An 18,182-nucleotide genomic window follows, 5' to 3' on the forward strand; every position below is an offset into this window, starting at 1 on the left:
CTTGAGGTGTGAGTCAGCCTATAAGCCGGGTTCTGTTCTCTCCCGAGGGAGATCGATAATCATTCGTCTAGGCCTAGGATCGCTCCTAGGCTCAAGCAACCTACCCGGTTCCGATGCGGGCCACACCATAAGGAACCCTATTTGGTCTTGCTCCGGGTGGAGTTTACCTTGCAACCAACTGTTACCAGTGGCCCGGTGCGCTCTTACCGCACCCTTTCACCCTTACCGGTCCCGAAGGACTTAGGCGGTCTTCTCTCTGCTGCACTTGTCGTAGGCTCACGCCCCCCAGCCGTTAGCTGGCACCCTGCCCATTGGAGCCCGGACTTTCCTCCCCCTGATCATTTTCGTCACAGGCAGCGATTATCCGGCTGACTCAGGCGGTGGATTATACGCAGTATTGTGCCAAATAGATATAGCCCATTATTGATAAATTGTTTCTGCAATAGTTTGCTTTTGGCATTTCATTAGGTGCAGTTGAACGATTACTAACACCAGTATTTGCAGACCGGCTCCGAATCCAAGTATATACTCGACTTGAAGTGGTTCTATCGAAAATTGACTTTGCAACCAAGGACTCAGCAATAACGATAACAATCCTCCCAAAAGTACCCCAAGCATGCAAACAAGAGTAAACTCTCCGGCAACGGCAATGCTTTGTTTACGATGACTGATCCCAAGCGCACGTAATATTCCCATGGTTTTTTGTCTCGCCACAAAGTTAAACTTTACGACCCCCCAGACAGTTGCAAAAACCACCAACATAAATGCCCCCATCACAGCAGATAGCATAGCGCTCAATGCAAAATCTTTTCTCAATCCAGCAGCGCGATAGCTTGGTAATACGCCGCTTTTTGCTATTACTCGCTTTAGCGCTTGCTGTTGCAGCGCATTCTCCAGCATACTTTGTGCTATCGCAGTGTCTGTATCTGGCGCAAATTTCACTAACATCGATGTCCACTTGCCCAGCTTCACTTGAGGTAGCACGACCACAAATTGGCCTCGTGTAGATTTAAAGTTTGCGCCCACCAGCGGATCAATCACTCCTACTATGGTATAGCTACTATCACCTGCGGTGATAACTTTGCCAACAACAGAATATTCACCAAATAACTTGAGTGCGAGCGCCTTGTTGATTAAGGCCACACTGGCATCTTCATCACTACTGACCACATCATTCGAAGTAAAGTTTCTACCTGCAATGATGTCCACCGCTAGGGTTGGGACAAACTGCTCATCGGCATAAAACACACTACTGGTTAATTCATCATTGCTATTGGGTTGCTGTAACTTCAGCTCAGGGCCGCCGCCTCCAAATGGCACGGGGGTCGCAAAACTGACAGTCTCCACTTCAGCCATCGCTAGTAGTATTGCTTCATCCTTTTTCGCTTGCATATCATAGTCAACATCCTGTTCAAGGTACTTGAGCCATACCGAGAATGTTGTTTCACCAAAATAAGGCGTATGCTTTATCTCTCCTTGTGCTTTATTCAGTACCGCTGCGGCATTCACCATCACCAATAAGGCTAAGGCAATAATAACGGCCATCAACAAATAAGGGAGTTTTCGATACGCTAAAAATTGAAGTGTTGTTTTTATTATCATTTCTTACCTCTGCACCGTTAGCCCATCAGCATTACAGTACTTACCTATTGGCAATGCACAGGCCAAGAATACACCAATAAAGCATGTTGCCACTGCCAACATCACCGGCACTACATTCATATTGGCGACCTGTGCATAACTGCTGCCATACAGAAGCTCCATGTAAGACAGCCCTATTGCTATAAATATCACGCCTAGCAAACATCCAAGTGCTGTTAAAACACTTAACTCCGCTAACAACAGTTTTATGAGATATTGCTTTGATGCGCCTATGGCTCGGTATACGTTCAAGGCATGTTGTCTTGAGGCATAACTTGCAAAGAGCAACCCTGCAACACAGAGCAAGCAAATTAATAAAAATACAATCGCCAAAAAGAGTAGAAATTGACTATCACTATTAACTACTTCGTTTTCACGCAACCATTGAGATGGGGTCAGTAGTCTAAATTTATCTTGACCGCGTAACATTCGGCCAGATTGGTGTAGCGCGTTTGCATACCCAGCCACACGCTGCTCATAGGCTTGCATTTGTGCGCCACTGTCAAAACTAACCCACAGCTGTAGCCAGATCATGGTGGTATTAAACACGTCCTGAAAACCACTCAGCGGCTCATTGCGCCACCCTAATAAGCGCCCGTGTGGCAAGACACTGTTTTTAACTGCGGTAGAAAATGGAATGAACACGCCCTCAATATCTGAGTATGGTGCTACATGTAAATCGTATATCTTAGGTGTCATGCTAAATTCAAACAGCACACCGACAACCGTATAGGGACGATTATCTAGCATTAGCGTTTTACCAACGCTATTTATACCGTTAAATAATTGCGCGTTTGCTTGTTGAGACAAAACTACCACCTCAGTTTCATCATGCTCATCTTGCATAGACCAAGCATTTCCATATCGAAATGGTATCGCAAATATGGAAAAAAAGTCGGGGGTGGTAGCTCTGGCTGTGAATTCATAGATATAAGGCGAATCAGGTACTTGTGACACCAGCTTTGAGTCGTAAGTTAAAGCACTTTTACCCATTTCGTTCAGTGCTGCGAGCTGCTTTGCATCTTGATAGCTCAGAAGCGGCGGAGAAAAGTCAAACTCTTTGTCTGGACTCCAATCATCTAACAACACATATCTTGTGGTGTGCTCAGCATATGACATTGGATTGCTAGACATGACGTGATACACAGAATAGGTAGTGCCAAATGCCCCAAGACCGGTGGCGATAAGTAATATAACTAATGCACTAATCAAACTCTGTGACTTAAGATTATTAACTAACGAGCCTAACCGCATGAAGCTAACTCCTGCTGCTGAGACTCTATGATATTACCGTCCGACAACATAATTTGCCTCGTTGCCAACTGTGATAAATGCTCATCATGCGTCACCATCAAAATGGTGGTGCCTTCTGCATTAATTTCTTTCAACAGTTTCATAATTTCCATTGCCATTTGCGAATTCAAATTCCCTGTTGGTTCATCGGCGAGGATAACTTTAGGCTCTGAAATCAATGCACGCGCAATCGCAACCCGTTGTTGCTGACCTCCAGAGAGCAAGAAATGCTTATGATCAATTCGCCCTTTTAGTCCCATCCTTTCCAGCTGATATACCGCTTTTTCTTTTGCTATGGCAGAGGAGACACCCGCTATTTCTAGCGGCAACATCACGTTATCTAGCACCGTCATCTCAGGTAATAAATTAAAATTTTGAAAAATAAACCCAATATATTGATTTCTCAGCTGCGAAAGCTGTTGGTCTTTCATTGTTGCAACGTCTGCTCCCGCTACTTGTAAGCGCCCAGACTGAAACTTCTCCAACAACCCGATTGTGTTTAGTAACGTTGTTTTTCCTGCACCAGATGGCCCAACGATAGAAACAAACTCTCCTTCCTCAACTGCAAATGACAGCGAGTTAAAAACCTGCGTCTTAATATTACCGACTTGATAATACTTTCCGAGTTCACTGGCTTTGATAATGGCTTTTGACATCTTACTTCCTCTTATTATTAACCACCCAAAGACTGATATTTAGGTCTTCCTACCGTCCATAGCAGTTTACTGAATAAAATAAATACCAAGAGCCATAGTAGTTGTAACTCAATTGCACTGAGCCCTGTGACACTTTGGCTTGGTAAAACTTGTGAAATTGGTGCGTGAAAAAGTGCAGCAAATGGAGAATAAAGGGCTATTTCTCCTAGCCATTGAGGCAAAATACTCAAAGGTAATAACTGACCTGAGAGCAGCATCATAAAGCTAAATAAAATATCTCTTAGCCCAAATACCTTTTCCAGCCACAATGACAGTAGACCAATCACCTTTTGAATTTCAATTAATAGTAATAAGGACAACCATACTGAAAACGTGAACATCACCCAACTAAAGACGCTACTTTGCTGAGGGGCGAGCCACACTGCAATGACCAGTACAGGCAAGGCGAACAGCGCATCAATCCCAGGTCTGGACAGGTTTTTTATTGAGATTAGCGTTAAATAATTGAAAGGCCGACAAAGGAATTTATCCAGTCCTCCTTCATTGATATCACTCCATACTTGATAGTTCACAGTATATGCTGATGATAAAAATGAATTAATAAAATGCACTAAAAAATAATACATGACGATATGTTGCAAGCTGTAACCCGCAACTGAGTCAGTAAAGTGAAATATCCCTTGCCATAGCATGTAAATAATCAACAACTGCAATGGATGCGATAACACCCAAGCGTACAAGTTTGTTCGAAAGTGGGTTGCTTCTTTTAACTCTAACCGGAGTAATTGTAATACGCTCATCTTACCCCCCTAACGAGTCGTAACGGCGCAAAGCGCAGCGCCAAAGCCAGACAAAGCCACATAGCCAGAAGAGTAAAATAACTCCCTGAATAATCAGCATCGAGGCTGGCTCGTCATACATTCCAACAAGAAACATGACCGGTATAGATGACACTAAACCAATGGGCAAAACATAAATAAGAAAGTGCTGTAATAATTTAGGAAATAAAGTGATGGGATAGCGCTGAAAATCGCCAAAACTATTGATTAAATAAAATAACCTGTCCACATTACCAAACCAAAATGCGCTCAGTGCAATACAACCCTCCATCAGTACCAGCGTTAAACTGCCCACCAAAATAGAGATTGAAAAGTACACAAAAGATAGCGTAGTAAACTGGTAGTCATACACTTGGTCCATAAAGAAGAACAAAATGCTACAAGTTAATAATGAATGGCCCGCAGCCCAAATCTTGGTATCTTCGGCTAGTAACGCTAACAAAGGGGAAACTGGACGACAAAGGTATTTATCAAGTTCACCGTTGATCACCTTGCTACTCATGGTAGTGAATCCGAAAAATAGCATTCTGATTGAAGAAAATATTAAGCCAACCAAAATAAGTAGTGCCAAGCTCCCTTTGTCCCACTCACCCAGTGGTGAGTCCAGTTGTCGTAGTAACGCATCCCAAAATAAAATAAAGATCCCCTGATAGATAAGGATGTGTATGATGCTAATAATAAAATCACTACGAAATACCGATAAATCTTTGAGTGACAACTGCAAGAAGCGAATAAAAACCATGCTATTCATAACGTATTTCTCGCTGCAGTCATAAAGTGATGAATGGCATGATCTAAGCTCGGTGGAGAGAGGTTGACGTCTTTCACGTTAGGGTGAAAAGCCAGCCGTGACAGCGCTTCTTTCGCAAGTTCAGTTGAGGTCTTTATACGATAGTGATTATCTTCTATCAATTCGTATTCGAACTCAGACAACAACTGGCTATCAAGCGCTGAGCAGGTTTTAATTTCTAATACCTTAACGTGCTCCAATGACAAGATATCCGAGGTTTTACCATCAAATAGCACTGCGCCTTGCTCCATTATCACACTGCGCTGACAATAGTGATGAACATCTGCCATATTATGAGATGTCAGCACGATACTCGTGCCTTCATCTCGATTAAGCTGCAACAAGAAGTTCATCAAATTAAGCCGCGAAACCGGATCCATGGCAATGGTTGGCTCATCCAGAAAAATAAGCTGTGGCTGATGTAGCAACGAAGCGACAACTTCAGCTTTCATGCGCTGACCCAAAGAAAGTTTTTTCGGTGGCGACGACAACAAATCTCTGAGTCCAAGTAACTCGCTGAGTTGCTCAATGCGACGTTCACTATCTTGGCGGCTGAGTTTGTAGATAGAAGCATAAAGCCGAAACGACTCAATGATAGCCACATTCCACCACAGTAAGCTCTTTTGCCCAAACACGGCACCAATTTTCTTGGTGTACGCTTTGCGCTCTTTAGATGGGTGATGCCCAAGTACCGTAAGCGAACCAGCATCAGGCTGCAAAATCCCTGTGAGTAATTTCAACAATGTTGACTTGCCTGAACCATTCGCCCCCAACAGCCCCACAAACTCACCTTGCTGAACGGATAAGGAGACGTTATCAATAACATTGATATTCTCTTTTGGTGGTGCAACAAATTGTTTTATCGCCGCAATCACCCCAGTTTGGGTCGACGCCAAAGGTCTTGAAAACGTCTTACACACGGCATTTGCTTTTATCACTTCCATATTTTACACCTCAAAACATTTCCACTGGAGGTTCAGGTAACTTTGCACATAAATAGTCAGGCGCATAAAGTCGGCCATTAATCAATTGAGCGCGGTAATAGCAACGTTGACGCACATTGCATTGCTGAAAATGATCACAGTCAAAACATGGCGTCCCCTCATACTCTTCTCGTGGCGGATCTAGCAAGTATTCCAATGCTTCACCATTCCAGATATCACGAATAGAAGATTCTTTCACGTTGCCAATTCGAGCCTGTTGATAAGGCATAGTGCGATCGCATGTCGCACACTCTCCATCAGAGCCGATGACCAGTGCCGTCTTACCACCCGCGCAAGAGCCAAAGCCAGGGATCGATACAGACACTTCTCTTTCACTCTTCACGGAGATGTTGCCTATTTCAATATCAGGGTATTGTGCTGATATTTCGTTAACAGCATTAACTAGCCACTCTCGTTGCTGCTGATTAATTAGCAGATCATCATCATGTTTATGTTCAGAACGTAAATAGCTCGACATGCCAACATCTGTAATACCCTTTTCTTCAATGAGGTATCTCAGCAAGTCTGGGATCCCATCAATATTCATGGCCGTCACAACAATATTAGCGCGAACATTCAAATCATATTTCTGACATAGCTCAATAGTTTGGTTAATTTTTGGCAGCCAGTTTTTTACTTTCACAATGGCATCAGCAATTTTTGGTATTTTGCTATCTATACTGACCTGAAGCGTATCTAACCCCGCCTTTGCTAGGCGCTCGATTAAGCTCTCCCGTAGTGGCATTTTGGTTGACACATCTACGAATACATCATGCTCAAGCAGGTACTCAATGATCTCTATCATGTCTTTACGTAAGAAAGGATCGCCACCATGCAAATTGACATACTTCACCCCAAGTGCAACACACTCAGACAAAAACTTAAATGCCTGCTCTGTTGTGAGTTCATTTGGCGCAATTTCATTGGCTTTTAATGTCGGGATAACACAATAAACACAATCAGCAGGACAACGATTTGTTGTCATCCACACCACAGTATTGGGCACCTCTAGTTTATTTTGCCAGGGTGTTGGCTCGGCTTGATATATAAAGTCCTCGGCATCATAACGTGCATTAAGCTCAGTAAAAGCATGGTCTTGCACATCGATAAAGTCAGCCGTTTGAACAAGCAAATCACTGATGAGCTGCTGCGCTTCACTTTGCTCAAAGTCAAAAATCTCCATCAATCCATCTCGGATATCCGTGGTACTGTTTTCACCAGTACTCAGTGCAAGCACCAACGCGTGCACCACAGATAAAGAGGCAAACTTCTCTCCCTTGTCGACAGTAAATAAGATGACGCGGTTGGACTCTTTGACTAGTCGTGATTTATCTTTTAGCTTTAAGAATTGATTAACAAACACTTTTCACCCCCACCATATATTTGCATGCCCCTTCCTGCGGGCCATATAATGTTCCCGTTGACATGTAAGCACCGTAGTAGCAACGCCCGCGAATATTACAGGTGTCAAAACTGTCACAGGTAAAGCAAGGAGTGCCTTTATACTTATCTCTTGGTGGGTCTAACGATTCTAATAAGGCCGTGCTATTCCATGCTTCAAAAACACTTTGATTCAACACGCTGCCAACTATCATGTCTCCACCAGGTAGCTTCTTATCGCACTTGGAAATGTCCCCATTAGGATAAAACAATAATTGTGTACGGCCGTTATGACAGACAAAGCCGTCAATATCATAATCGATGTCTTTTTCTATCTGTTCAGAGCGATAATACACTTTCAACTTTGGCTGGGTGGCTAAAAAAGTGTCAACCGCATCGCGGACTTCGTGCATTTGTGCCACTGAGGCGTGTAAATCATCATCATGACGCTGTAGGTTATCAGAGTAGGTATCAATCGTGATGGAGTGAGCCCCAAGTCGCTCTAAAGTTTCTAACGTTTCAGTGTAGGCATGAGCATTAAGCGAAGTTAACAGTGACTTCGCGTGCACACGTATTCCCTCTGTAACCATATTCTCAACGGTTTGGCCGATTTTCTTGGCAAACCCACCAATTCCTGTGAGTGATTTCGCGGCCTCTTTTTCTAGGCTATCAATGCTGAAAAACGCATCTTTCAACCCAGCAGCTGCAAGCTTTTTAGCGTTCTCTACACTCACAAATTGTTTACTGATGAAGTCAGGAGTTAAACCGTGTTGTAACGCATATACCATGACTTCATAAATATCTTCACGTAGTAACGGCTCACCGCCTGTCAGTAGTACTTCTTTGCCACCAAGCTGCGCGGTTTCTCTAATCAATCTTTTTATGACATCAATATCAACAGAGGAATCTTCCGTTTTACTACTTAGCGGTGCACCTTGATAACAATACACGCATTTACGGTTACAAAAGTCTGTAACAAGCCACTGTAATGTCATCGGAAATGGCGAGCGATTACCTTTAAATACGGTTGTTCGAGTGGTCAGTGGTGTATGCTGACTTAGCGCTCGTACTTGTGTTCGGACGGCCTCTTCATCAATAGTAACACCTGAAGGCTCATGCTGCTGTGAAGTAAAGTGACGTTCAAAAACGACATCAACATCATCTGTAATTTCTTGTGCATGTTCTGGCGCAATATCAAAATGACGCGGTAAATCTTCCACTATTTTTTCAACTGTCCACTGCTTATCTAACAAAGACAAGATATAGACAACCAAAGGGTGTAACTCAATACTCGGCGTTTCTTGCTGTCCCGCGATGGGAAAGTAGTCAAGCGAGTAGCTATCTGCGTGTTGGTGAATGACACCAAGTTTTCCAAATCTTCTCATCGCCATCACTCCTACGCATTAATTACGTGTACATCGATCTCATTACTTTTATGAAATTCACCGATGGGACAATAAAGATCAGGCGCATGAATAGTGCCGAACTTCCCTTTAGCTGTAACGGTGCAACGACCACGGACGTAGTTGCAGTTTCGAAACAGATCGCATTTATAACACGATGTGCCTTTGAAAAATTTACGACTTGGAATGACTATCTCTTTCATTTTTTCAGAGATCCAAATATCCAGCAAACCACTTTCGTTTAAATCACCAAAGGTATTATGAGGTCCAGGTGGTATATGTTCACACTTAACACACAGTCCATTTGGCTGAACGGTGATCCCTTTTAAGCCTTCCATGCACCCTTTGGTTTCGGTCGCTTCTCGTAAATCGAAGTTAAATCCGAACTTTGCCTGCGTATACCTCTCTTTTAGGCTTTTTACTGTGACTTTTAGTTGTGCTTCTTGTTCGTCACTCAGCATAAAACTAGGCTCATGGCGACCACAGGTTTTCCCATATACATCAATCACAAACTCTCTGACTCCCATGGCATAGGTCTGAGAAATCAGCTGCTCAAGATTGTCTACATTAATCGCCGTCATGACTGGTCTTAGTACGACTTTAATACCATTTTCACAGCAAGCGTTGATGGTCACTAGCATGTCATCTAAAGCACCTTCAACACCAACTAGCTTCTCGACCTCCGCTTCGACTACTGAATCTAGACTGACATGAAGCTCTTCTAGGCCGGCTTTTACTAACCGTGCCATCATGTCACCTTCTACTCGCATTTTTGTGATGACTATTGGAATAATATTTTGATCTATCGTATGCCCTATGACTTCTGGCAAGTCTTGGCGCAGTAAGGGCTCTCCTCCGGTGAAGATCAAGCGATTGACACCTATCATTGCGGCTTCATCAATTATTTGAGTAACGCGCTCGAAAGGAAAAGCAATATCACGAGCAAACCCATCAGCTACAAACTTGGCATCTTTATAGCAGTACTTACACTTACGGTTACAATCTTCCGTGACAACCCATACGATAGCTCCCGGTGCATCCTCGCGACGGTTAACGATGAGTGTATCGTCTCCTTCGAACAAAAAAGCCTCTGGGTTATGAGAAAGCAATGATGTGTCGGATAAAGGCGTGTCGGTAAAAAATAACGAAAATCGATTAAGAAGTGTTTCGACAATATCAACCGCTGCTTGCGGTTCGATACTCATTACCTCTGCTATCACTTGTGCAACTTTGCTTTTGTCGTTCTGTCCATCAAATAACACCATAATGAACGCTTGAATTGGATGTATTCTAATTTCGGCTTTTGACCCATTTGGTAACTCACGACAAAGAACAACTAATCCCTCTTCTTCGCGTGGCACAAATTGAATATCCTTTTTGAGCAATGGAACCATTGCAAACCCCTTATTATTGTTTTACACGGCGCGGTATTTTCCCTAACAATCACCAAGTGACGGCTGATAATCATTAAGATAACGGTGAACAACAGCACCAATCTATTGATAAAACTGATGCTGTATTGGGAGCGGATTGATGACATCAGTCGCCTAAGCACTCTCCCTGAAATAACTCAGTGTGGTCTTAACCCACTTTGCTACTTCATTTCTTGCGAGTTACCACCGCCACTGAAACTACAGCAGCTTGAGCAACCTTGTGTACGCATAATGCTTAAAGCATCTTTGCTTACTTGAACTTGTTTTAGTTTTGATAATTTCTTTAGTTTTTGAATACTCATTATTCTTCTCCGAATAGTATTTATCTCAATGCTAAGTACAGTCCCTATCCACCATTGAATTAACATGCCGACCAACATGGTGTGTGACGGCTTGTCGACACAAAGAGAGTAGCGGCGACTGGCTTAAGGATGCTTACTGAATATTTTTCGCTTCTTGTGAGTTACCACCTTCACTAAAGCTACAGCAGCTTGAACAGCCTTGAGTACGCATGATCTGCAGTACTTCTTTAGAAGCATTGATTTTTTGTTTTTGTGCAATTTCTTTAAGTTTGTTGATAGACATTTTTGTATTCCTTTAAATCTCACCCATCTTGTTTAAAACAATGCACGCTGGGTGATAAAACATGCACTGCTATTTGGAAAATCGATTTAGCTGTTAGGCGCCTCGGGCGAAGGCTCTGATGATTTACACTGACCAGACTCGGGACATTCACTACAACCATTTTTAAACCACTTAATCTCATTCATTTTTTGCTGTTGAAATATTTTGGGTTGAGATAGCGCTATTGATTTTAGTTTCTCGAATCGCTTCATATTCACACCCCAATAACAAGCGTTAATCTTTGTGATAATTTATGTTTCACAAACAAACTTATATCCCTTAGAATCATTAATGGAATAACTAAATCCTAATTTTTCAAAAACCGAAACGTACGATATTGTTTTATATGGTTTTATTTTTTAACTCTTACAAGAATGACAATTATGAAAAGAATAATCTTGTTAAAGGACGAGCATAAATTATGTATAGAGGAAGAATTAATAGAGCTAGAGCCGAAGGTTTTTGAAGTTTTAGAGTACTTATATAACAATCAAGATCGATACATTAGTATCAATGAGCTACATGATGAAGTATGGGCCGGGGTGCTTGTCAGTGACGCTGCTGTAAGGCGCTGCATTAGTAAACTTCGTCAAGCATTTAAAGACGACCCTAAACAACCACACTTTATCCAGCATGTATCAAAAAGAGGATATAAGCTGGTGTGTAATGCCAACACCTGTAAAACAACACAGTGCCCTTCACAAGGGCATGGCAATCACCAATGTTCACAGTGGCAAGCAAAAAAGTCGTCTCATCTGTCCCCCTATTTACTGTTGCTTGCATTACCCCTATTGGCGTTATTTATTCCACTTTCGCAACAAACCTCAATTTCAGCTCAACCACTAGTACAAACAACCGTAGGCGCAGATCAGCTGTCATTTGCTGAGTCAACTTCGGGGCTTTCTGCCTATGCAGCAAAGCTTAATGGAGAACAGGATTATTCCATCATACTGAGCAATCAAGGCACAGGTACAGAAAGTGTCATCATGGAGAACGTTAATTGGCCTGATGCAATGGCATTTTCTCACTCTGGTGAGCGTTTATTTATCTCTGATGTTGTGAAAGGCAACTCGACTATCATCGAGTATAATATTCAAACTGGTCAAACGCGGCATATTATTGACCCTCAATTTCTTATTGCTGATATTTTCCTTGGACCAACTGAAGACACCTTATACTTTCTCGGCGCTTCACACGCACAAAGTGCGTTTCATCTTTATCAGTACAGCCATAAAACAGGCACGATTGAGGCGGTAATTAAAAATGCGGAATCCTATATTAACTTTTTCGCAGGCGCAGTTTCGACACAGCAAGATAAAATCGCGCTGCTTGTTTTCGATAGCTTAGCTGAGCACTCTTATATAGAAATATATGACCTTCGCAGTTTACAACGTATCGGGTTAGTGCCACATTCAAGTAAACTGATAGACCTTGACTGGCGAGACAACAACACCCTCTTAATCGCAACAGAGCAAGGCCTCATAGAGCACAACTTAGAGCAACAAATGCAAACCCATCTTGCCGATGACTTTGTGTACATGTTGAGTTATCAGCCTCAGAGCCAGCAGCTTCATATGCTGTCAGAGCTAAAAAAAGGGGCGTTCTTTTTGGAGCTAACACTACCTCTTAATAGTACTCCAAAACGTAAGCTGTATCACTTTGATAGCGACATTCAATCACTTATCAACATAAGTGATGACGGTAGCTTTATTGCCAAAATTCAACATCAAGACAATACACAAATAGTCAAGTTTCAAAGCTCAATACCAAATGAGAAAGGTGTTTTATTGCAAAGCACAGATAAATTAACCGACCTGAGCCACGCTCGTAAAGCTCAAGCATTTGCAGTCAAACAAGATAAAACCATTATAAAAGTTGACTACACTCACTCCTCCCCGATAACTGAGTCTATCCGCCATACTGCGACCCCTCACAGCGTAGTGATCGCCAGTGATGGGAAAGCCGTTTATTTTACCGCTAAGTCAGACTCCCAATGGCTGGTATATCGCTGGGAGCATAACGAGTTAACGCACCTCTTCAGTGGTTTTAAGTTTGTGCGAGAATTTGAGGGAAACTTATTGCTGGCGAATATAGAAGGTGAGCTGTTTATCAAACCAAAAGATGCAAGTATTCTTCCTCTACATACTAGAGCAGTATTAGAGTCCAATTCAGAAATACAGCTATATGAAGATCTGGTCATCTGGACTGAACATGATTTATCACGTGTTAGCTATCATCAACTCGATATATCAAAAACCGAACCAGAGCACAAAAAGTTTGAGCTACCGTACGACTCAAGCGCTACTAATTTTTACATAAGTAACAGAAACAATGCGTTAATCATCAAAAAAGACACTCAGACCCAAAGTAGCCAACTGATGGCTCAGGTAAAAGTTACAAAAAAGTTCACTCTTAATTATTTATTGGAAGCATTAGAAATGTAGAGATGTGGTGGTAGCAAAAAACAAGGAAAAACAAATGAAAAAGCTAACTGCCATTTACATCATATCTCTGTTCTTTACCTCAATGACCCAAGCTAGTTCTCTTGGTATGAAACAAAGCGAGCAAGTACTACCAACACATAAGTACAACAGCACTCTACAATCTGGTATGTGCCTTGTGACACCATGGAAATGCAGTAACGACAAGTGATCTGAGTTTGGAATAACAAGGTGTAGTTACGTTGTTGTTATTCCGTCTCTATAAAGTAGATAACTTAAGCTTTGAACAATAAAGTTTCTCTCAATCCAATATTGTTCAAAGCAACCGGTTATTACGCTCGAGTTTCCAGCCAAGCTTTATATAACGCATTCTTTTTCAGTCCTAGGTATTCAGCCGCAACCCCACATGCTTTTTTAAGTGGCATTTCGGACTCCAGTAACGCAATCAACTTACTTGCCTCTGGAGTCAGAGCTTGCTCATCGCGCTCCTCACCAGGTAGCATCAATACCAGCTCACCTTTTTGCTTTTCTGGTGTGTCATGCAAAAAAGTGATGAGCTCTGTTACCGTACCACTAAAAAAAGTTTCATACGTTTTTGTTAATTCTTTTGCAAATACTACCTTTTGTGTTTCGCCAAGGGCTGCTTTTATATCTTCGAGGCTGGCCATAATCCTATGGGTGCTTTCGTACATGATGCTAGTGATCCCTGACGTCACAACCTCTTTAAAAAACTGCTGACGCGCTTGGCTCTTTGCTGGAGTAAAGCCGACGAATTGAAATTTATCGGTTGCGAGCCCAGAGCAACTCACCGCAGCAATAGCTGCACATGCCCCAGGAACAGGGGTGACATTTGCCCCCGCGTCACGACATAAATTAACCACCGCATAGCCAGGATCGCTGATAAGTGGTGTGCCTGCATCTGAAACCAGCGCAATATCCTTGCCTTCATTAAGCCAATCCAAAATTTGCTGCGCTTTTTGCTTTTCATTATGATCATGTAGGGCAAAAGTTTTTGCTTTAATACTAAAGTGGCTTAATAATTTACCCGTGTGACGAGTATCTTCAGCAGCGATTAAATCAACTTGACTTAATACTTTCAGTGCACGTTCACTGATGTCCTCTAAATTACCTATTGGTGTTGCAACAATATAGAGGGTGCCGATTTTATTTTCGTTGTGAAGATTAGCCATTGAGCTCTCCAATGTCAGTCAGTAAGATGTCCACTTAGTCGTGAAATAGAAGGTTTGCCAGTGCAGTTTAAAAAGATAGCGCTTTTAGTTGCCATATTGTCGGGGTTATCCGCCTGCAGTACAAGCACAAATGTCACCAAATTGCCTCAACAAAGCGAAACAGCAACCACCATCAATCAGACAGATGATAGTGCTGCCTCACTCTTTGCCAAAGCAAAAAGTAAATCTGGCATCACAAAAATTCAGCTACTTTACGTAGCCAGAGACGCTGCGATTGAAGAAAAAAACTGGCTCATGCTAGAGCAGATAAGCTTGGCAATGGGAAGCAAGGCCAGTGTCGATCACGTACAAAATAAATTATATGTAGCCTATGCTCGTAAAGAGCTGAAGCAATATGAAAGCGCCTTGGCTATATTGCATACATTAGAAGGAAGGTTAAATACACCTGAACACCAAGCATGGTATGAATATCTACTCGGTAGCATTTATGCTTCACAACAACTTCCTAAAAAAGCGCTCGTTGAATTTTTCAAAGCGGCAGACATTGCTCAACAAAACAACCTTAATGTCGCAGGGCTAGACGATGAGATTTGGCGAGCCCTGCAACAGCTCTCTAGTTATGCACTAGAGCGCTTTGATTCTGGAAGCGTATTGCAACGTGGCTGGGTCACATTGGCTAAATATCAGCAAATTTATCTCGGCTCTAGCATTGAATTAGACCAGGCTATGAATAACTGGCGCCGTCGCTTTGCTAACCACCCAGCCGCAGCCTTGCTACCAAAAGATCTACAGGGTGCGGTTGCACTAGAGCCTTACGATGTAAGAAAGCTTGCGGTACTCATTCCACAATCAGGAGCAAGCGAGCGTCTTGGTACCGCGCTTAAAAATGGTTTTTTAGCAGCAACGGATAGTAGCACCATTGAAGAAGTTTTTTTTATTGATGAAATGTCGTCAGAGCAAGATATTCTGGCACAACTTGCCAAAGCGAATGCGGACTTCGTTATAGGTCCTTTGCTGAAATCTAACGTCGAAAAACTAGTTGATAATCCTGATTTCTCTCTCTACCCGACACTCTTTTTGAACGCTCGAGAGAGAATTACCCCACGCACTAATGAGCAGTACTTTTTTGCGCTAAACCCAGAGCATGAAGTCGAGCAAGCGATGAAGCACTTTTTAGCTAAGGCATACAAAAAGCCAATGCTACTGGCACCAGCTAGTGCATCGGGCAAGCGTTTAATTGAGCATTTTGTTGAGGGCTGGAAGCACTATTCTGAAACTGCACCTGAGATTGGCTATTACACGAACAGCGAAGACATGGCTGAGGTGATCACCGACCTACTTGAAGTCGATGCCTCAAAAGCCCGTACCAACGTAATCAAAAACCTCTTTCGCAAGGAAGTAAAAAGTGAAACTCGCTCACGACGCGATATAGATGTGGTTTATATCTTAGGCGATGCGATGGAAACGCGCCTACTTAAGCCTTATTTAGATGTGAATGTAAGTACTTTTGCCAATAAAATTCCTCTGTACGCAAGTTCACGTAGTTACAGTAAACAAATTGATGTAACTGATAAAGGGGATTTAGAAGGGCTTTATTTTACTGAACAGCCTTGGATGCTACCAGGAGCGATAGATAGAAATGCCATTAGGGAGACATACCAAGCGCTTTGGCCTGAGCAAGCTGACTTGGAGCAACGCCTATTTGCCATGGCATATGATGCGACTAACCTTATATCAGAGCTGCGCCAACTTGCTTGGTTATCGGGTAAAAGCTTTGAGGGCCTGACCGGGCAGCTCAGCATCCGTGATAATGCCGACATTGTACGCAGCCTCAGCTGGGCACAATATCGCAACAAGCAGATCCGTTTAGTTAGCTTGGATGAGCAACCCCCACTGCCATTGTTTATGCAAAAAGAGGAAGCACAGAGCACCTCACTAATAAGATAGGATTTTGTATGTTTAAGGGACTATTTAATAACACACGGAATAAAGGTGAACACTTTGAGTTAATTGCGGAACAATACTTGGTAAAGCAGGGACTAACACCTGTAACGAGAAACTTTCATTGCAAGTATGGTGAAATTGACCTCATTATGAGAGAAGCGCAAGTGTTGGTGTTCGTCGAAGTTAAATACCGTGACAGTAAAAATTTTGGTGGTGCAATTAATGCACTTTCCAAAACTAAGCTTCAAAGATTAAAGCGTAGTATTTATAATTACTTGGCACAACACAATTTGCATAACACACAGCTGAGAGTCGACTTTGTTGCAATTCAAGGGGTAGCTCCTTCTGAAATAAACTGGATTAAGAATATTTTTTAGCATGCAAGAATCTATTAAGTCTATATTTACAGAATCAATTCAAGCGCAGATTGCCGCTGGGGAAGTGCTACCTAAGGCCCTGGAGATGGCAGCAATGACAATGGCGCAAAGCCTTATTAATGGCAATAAGATAATCTGCTGCGGCGCGCCAAGCAATCATATGCTAGCGCATCATTTGGCAACAATACTTAGTAACTTTTATGAAACAGAGCGCCCTTGCCTACCAGCACTCGCACTGACCAATGAACAGTATAACTTAGCAACACCCGAAAATGACAAAGCGCGAGAGCGCTTTGCCAAACAAGTACGCGCTTTTGCACAACCAGGTGACTTACTTGTCGCATATGCCATTAATGGACAAGAAAAGGCAGTAATTAGCGCGGTTGAAGCCGCATTAACTCGAGATATGAAAGTGATAGCATTAGTCGGGGATGACGGCGGAGAATTAACAGGCCTACTTGGCCCTCAGGATGTAGAAATCCGGATCCCCAGTAAGCGACCTAGCCGGATCATTGAGTCACAACTATTTAATACTCACTGTCTCAGTGAATTAATTGATGCCATTTTATTCCCTCAGGATGAAGTATGATGATGAGAATAGCTTCCTTACTTGCCGCGGTATTACTCTTGCAGGGCTGTGCTGCTGCTGTGGTAGCAGGTACTGCTGGCGCAGTATCCGCTGCCAATGACAGACGCACGATTGGTGCGCAAATTGACGACAATAATATCGAGATTAAAGGCACATTGGCGATTAAAGAGGTTAAACGTCTTGCCGATCATGCCAATATCACACTCGTTAGTGTCAATGGTGTTGTACTGATGATTGGTCAAGTAGCCAATCAAGAAATGAAAACTGAAGCCGAACGTGCATTACACAATATCGCGGGGGTCAAGCAAGTCCATAACCAGCTTAGAATAAGCACCAATATAGGCATCACCACAAAAACCCATGACACTTGGCTAACTTCTAAGGTAAAAACCAAACTATTGGCGGCTGATGAGGTCAATGGTGCAAATATTAAAGTGGTTACTGAAAACTCAGAAGTATTTTTGATGGGTTTAGTATCAAAGCAAGAAGCTAACTCAGCTGTTGAGATAGCTCGTCACATTAATGGCGTCAAACGGGTGGTTAAGGCCTTTGAATATATTTAACCTGAGATTTAGATATTAGTCTTAATACTTGCTCTA

Annotated in this window: 17 protein-coding genes and 1 other RNA gene; 6 read left to right on the forward strand and 12 right to left on the reverse strand. The window is 42.5% G+C overall.

All coding sequences use genetic code 11. From position 1 onward, the window contains the following. Positions 1-5 precede the first annotated feature (5 nt). The 11 genes from rnpB to J8Z24_RS15275 all read right to left on the reverse strand — a co-directional run bounded on the left by rnpB (position 6) and on the right by J8Z24_RS15275 (position 11,003). Positions 6-376, reverse strand: an RNA gene (gene rnpB / locus J8Z24_RS15225) — RNase P RNA component class A. 44 nt (positions 377-420) lie between these two features. After that, positions 421-1,602 carry an ABC transporter permease gene (locus J8Z24_RS15230; RefSeq protein WP_176033148.1) on the reverse strand — a complete coding sequence of 394 codons (1,182 nt, stop codon included), beginning with the start codon at positions 1,600-1,602 and terminating at the stop codon, positions 421-423. 3 nt (positions 1,603-1,605) lie between these two features. Continuing rightward, the gene (locus J8Z24_RS15235; protein WP_252094941.1) at positions 1,606-2,895 is read right to left on the reverse strand and encodes an ABC transporter permease; all 1,290 of its coding nucleotides are present in this window, start codon (positions 2,893-2,895) and stop codon (positions 1,606-1,608) included. Then, positions 2,886-3,590 (reverse strand): ABC transporter ATP-binding protein, encoded by a 705-nt coding sequence (locus tag J8Z24_RS15240; protein ID WP_252094942.1) that lies wholly within the window; start codon positions 3,588-3,590, stop codon positions 2,886-2,888. The genes J8Z24_RS15235 and J8Z24_RS15240 overlap by 10 nt, the downstream gene beginning before the upstream one ends. Positions 3,591-3,607: 17 nt before the next feature. Continuing rightward, positions 3,608-4,390, reverse strand: a complete 783-nt coding sequence (locus J8Z24_RS15245) for an ABC transporter permease (RefSeq protein ID WP_147389084.1) — start codon at positions 4,388-4,390, stop codon at positions 3,608-3,610. A gap of 1 nt (position 4,391) precedes the next feature. Continuing rightward, positions 4,392-5,180: an ABC-2 family transporter protein gene (locus J8Z24_RS15250; protein ID WP_125251147.1), complete on the reverse strand. Its 789-nt coding sequence runs from the start codon at positions 5,178-5,180 to the stop codon at positions 4,392-4,394. Beyond that, complete coding sequence (locus J8Z24_RS15255; protein WP_176033146.1) at positions 5,177-6,163, reverse strand: ABC transporter ATP-binding protein; 987 nt, start codon at positions 6,161-6,163, stop codon at positions 5,177-5,179. The genes J8Z24_RS15250 and J8Z24_RS15255 overlap by 4 nt, the downstream gene beginning before the upstream one ends. A gap of 10 nt (positions 6,164-6,173) precedes the next feature. After that, positions 6,174-7,565, reverse strand: a complete 1,392-nt coding sequence (locus tag J8Z24_RS15260; protein WP_128731590.1) for a radical SAM/SPASM domain-containing protein — start codon at positions 7,563-7,565, stop codon at positions 6,174-6,176. After that, positions 7,555-8,967: a radical SAM/SPASM domain-containing protein gene (locus J8Z24_RS15265; protein WP_167508217.1), complete on the reverse strand. Its 1,413-nt coding sequence runs from the start codon at positions 8,965-8,967 to the stop codon at positions 7,555-7,557. The genes J8Z24_RS15260 and J8Z24_RS15265 overlap by 11 nt, the downstream gene beginning before the upstream one ends. 11 nt (positions 8,968-8,978) lie before the next feature. Continuing rightward, positions 8,979-10,379, reverse strand: a complete 1,401-nt coding sequence (locus J8Z24_RS15270) for a radical SAM/SPASM domain-containing protein (protein WP_147389088.1) — start codon at positions 10,377-10,379, stop codon at positions 8,979-8,981. A gap of 474 nt (positions 10,380-10,853) precedes the next feature. Beyond that, positions 10,854-11,003, reverse strand: a complete 150-nt coding sequence (locus J8Z24_RS15275) for a hypothetical protein (protein WP_161972740.1) — start codon at positions 11,001-11,003, stop codon at positions 10,854-10,856. A 422-nt stretch (positions 11,004-11,425) separates the two neighbouring features. Here J8Z24_RS15275 and J8Z24_RS15280 point away from each other — a divergent pair, with 422 nt between their 5' ends. Next, positions 11,426-13,486 carry a winged helix-turn-helix domain-containing protein gene (locus tag J8Z24_RS15280; protein WP_252094943.1) on the forward strand — a complete coding sequence of 687 codons (2,061 nt, stop codon included), beginning with the start codon at positions 11,426-11,428 and terminating at the stop codon, positions 13,484-13,486. 34 nt (positions 13,487-13,520) lie between these two features. Next, the gene (locus J8Z24_RS15285) at positions 13,521-13,694 is read left to right on the forward strand and encodes a hypothetical protein (protein WP_167508221.1); all 174 of its coding nucleotides are present in this window, start codon (positions 13,521-13,523) and stop codon (positions 13,692-13,694) included. A 121-nt stretch (positions 13,695-13,815) separates the two neighbouring features. Here J8Z24_RS15285 and rsmI read toward each other — a convergent pair whose 3' ends face one another. Further along, on the reverse strand, positions 13,816-14,673 hold the full coding sequence (gene rsmI, locus J8Z24_RS15290) for a 16S rRNA (cytidine(1402)-2'-O)-methyltransferase (protein ID WP_252094944.1): 858 nt from the start codon (positions 14,671-14,673) through the stop codon (positions 13,816-13,818). 60 nt (positions 14,674-14,733) lie between these two features. Between rsmI and J8Z24_RS15295 the strand changes: the two genes are divergently transcribed. Genes J8Z24_RS15295 through dolP form a run of 4 tightly spaced genes read left to right on the forward strand, consistent with a single transcriptional unit; the run spans position 14,734 to position 18,146 of the window. Continuing rightward, positions 14,734-16,620 carry a penicillin-binding protein activator gene (locus J8Z24_RS15295; RefSeq protein ID WP_252094945.1) on the forward strand — a complete coding sequence of 629 codons (1,887 nt, stop codon included), beginning with the start codon at positions 14,734-14,736 and terminating at the stop codon, positions 16,618-16,620. Between the two features lie 8 nt (positions 16,621-16,628). After that, the gene (locus tag J8Z24_RS15300) at positions 16,629-16,994 is read left to right on the forward strand and encodes a YraN family protein (RefSeq protein ID WP_125251155.1); all 366 of its coding nucleotides are present in this window, start codon (positions 16,629-16,631) and stop codon (positions 16,992-16,994) included. 1 nt (position 16,995) lies between these two features. Further along, positions 16,996-17,583 (forward strand): SIS domain-containing protein, encoded by a 588-nt coding sequence (locus tag J8Z24_RS15305; protein ID WP_252094946.1) that lies wholly within the window; start codon positions 16,996-16,998, stop codon positions 17,581-17,583. Further along, a complete protein-coding gene (gene dolP, locus J8Z24_RS15310) occupies positions 17,580-18,146 on the forward strand; it encodes a division/outer membrane stress-associated lipid-binding lipoprotein (protein ID WP_125251157.1) in 567 nt (188 codons plus the stop codon). Before J8Z24_RS15305 ends, dolP begins: the two co-directional genes overlap by 4 nt. The last annotated feature ends 36 nt before the right edge of the window (positions 18,147-18,182 follow it).

The organism is Pseudoalteromonas sp. SCSIO 43201 (assembly GCF_023716725.1).
GTDB lineage: Bacteria > Pseudomonadota > Gammaproteobacteria > Enterobacterales > Alteromonadaceae > Pseudoalteromonas > Pseudoalteromonas peptidolytica.

Coding starts and splice junctions, on each gene's coding strand:
- J8Z24_RS15230 (WP_176033148.1), bottom strand. CDS start 1,602: ATGATAATAAAAACAACACTTCAATTTTTAGCGTATCGAAAACTCCCT.
- J8Z24_RS15235 (WP_252094941.1), bottom strand. CDS start 2,895: ATGCGGTTAGGCTCGTTAGTTAATAATCTTAAGTCACAGAGTTTGATT.
- J8Z24_RS15240 (WP_252094942.1), bottom strand. CDS start 3,590: ATGTCAAAAGCCATTATCAAAGCCAGTGAACTCGGAAAGTATTATCAA.
- J8Z24_RS15245 (WP_147389084.1), bottom strand. CDS start 4,390: ATGAGCGTATTACAATTACTCCGGTTAGAGTTAAAAGAAGCAACCCAC.
- J8Z24_RS15250 (WP_125251147.1), bottom strand. CDS start 5,180: ATGAATAGCATGGTTTTTATTCGCTTCTTGCAGTTGTCACTCAAAGAT.
- J8Z24_RS15255 (WP_176033146.1), bottom strand. CDS start 6,163: ATGGAAGTGATAAAAGCAAATGCCGTGTGTAAGACGTTTTCAAGACCT.
- J8Z24_RS15265 (WP_167508217.1), bottom strand. CDS start 8,967: ATGAGAAGATTTGGAAAACTTGGTGTCATTCACCAACACGCAGATAGC.
- J8Z24_RS15270 (WP_147389088.1), bottom strand. CDS start 10,379: ATGGTTCCATTGCTCAAAAAGGATATTCAATTTGTGCCACGCGAAGAA.
- J8Z24_RS15275 (WP_161972740.1), bottom strand. CDS start 11,003: ATGTCTATCAACAAACTTAAAGAAATTGCACAAAAACAAAAAATCAAT.
- J8Z24_RS15280 (WP_252094943.1), top strand. CDS start 11,426: ATGAAAAGAATAATCTTGTTAAAGGACGAGCATAAATTATGTATAGAG.
- J8Z24_RS15285 (WP_167508221.1), top strand. CDS start 13,521: ATGAAAAAGCTAACTGCCATTTACATCATATCTCTGTTCTTTACCTCA.
- rsmI (WP_252094944.1), bottom strand. CDS start 14,673: ATGGCTAATCTTCACAACGAAAATAAAATCGGCACCCTCTATATTGTT.
- J8Z24_RS15300 (WP_125251155.1), top strand. CDS start 16,629: ATGTTTAAGGGACTATTTAATAACACACGGAATAAAGGTGAACACTTT.
- J8Z24_RS15305 (WP_252094946.1), top strand. CDS start 16,996: ATGCAAGAATCTATTAAGTCTATATTTACAGAATCAATTCAAGCGCAG.
- dolP (WP_125251157.1), top strand. CDS start 17,580: ATGATGATGAGAATAGCTTCCTTACTTGCCGCGGTATTACTCTTGCAG.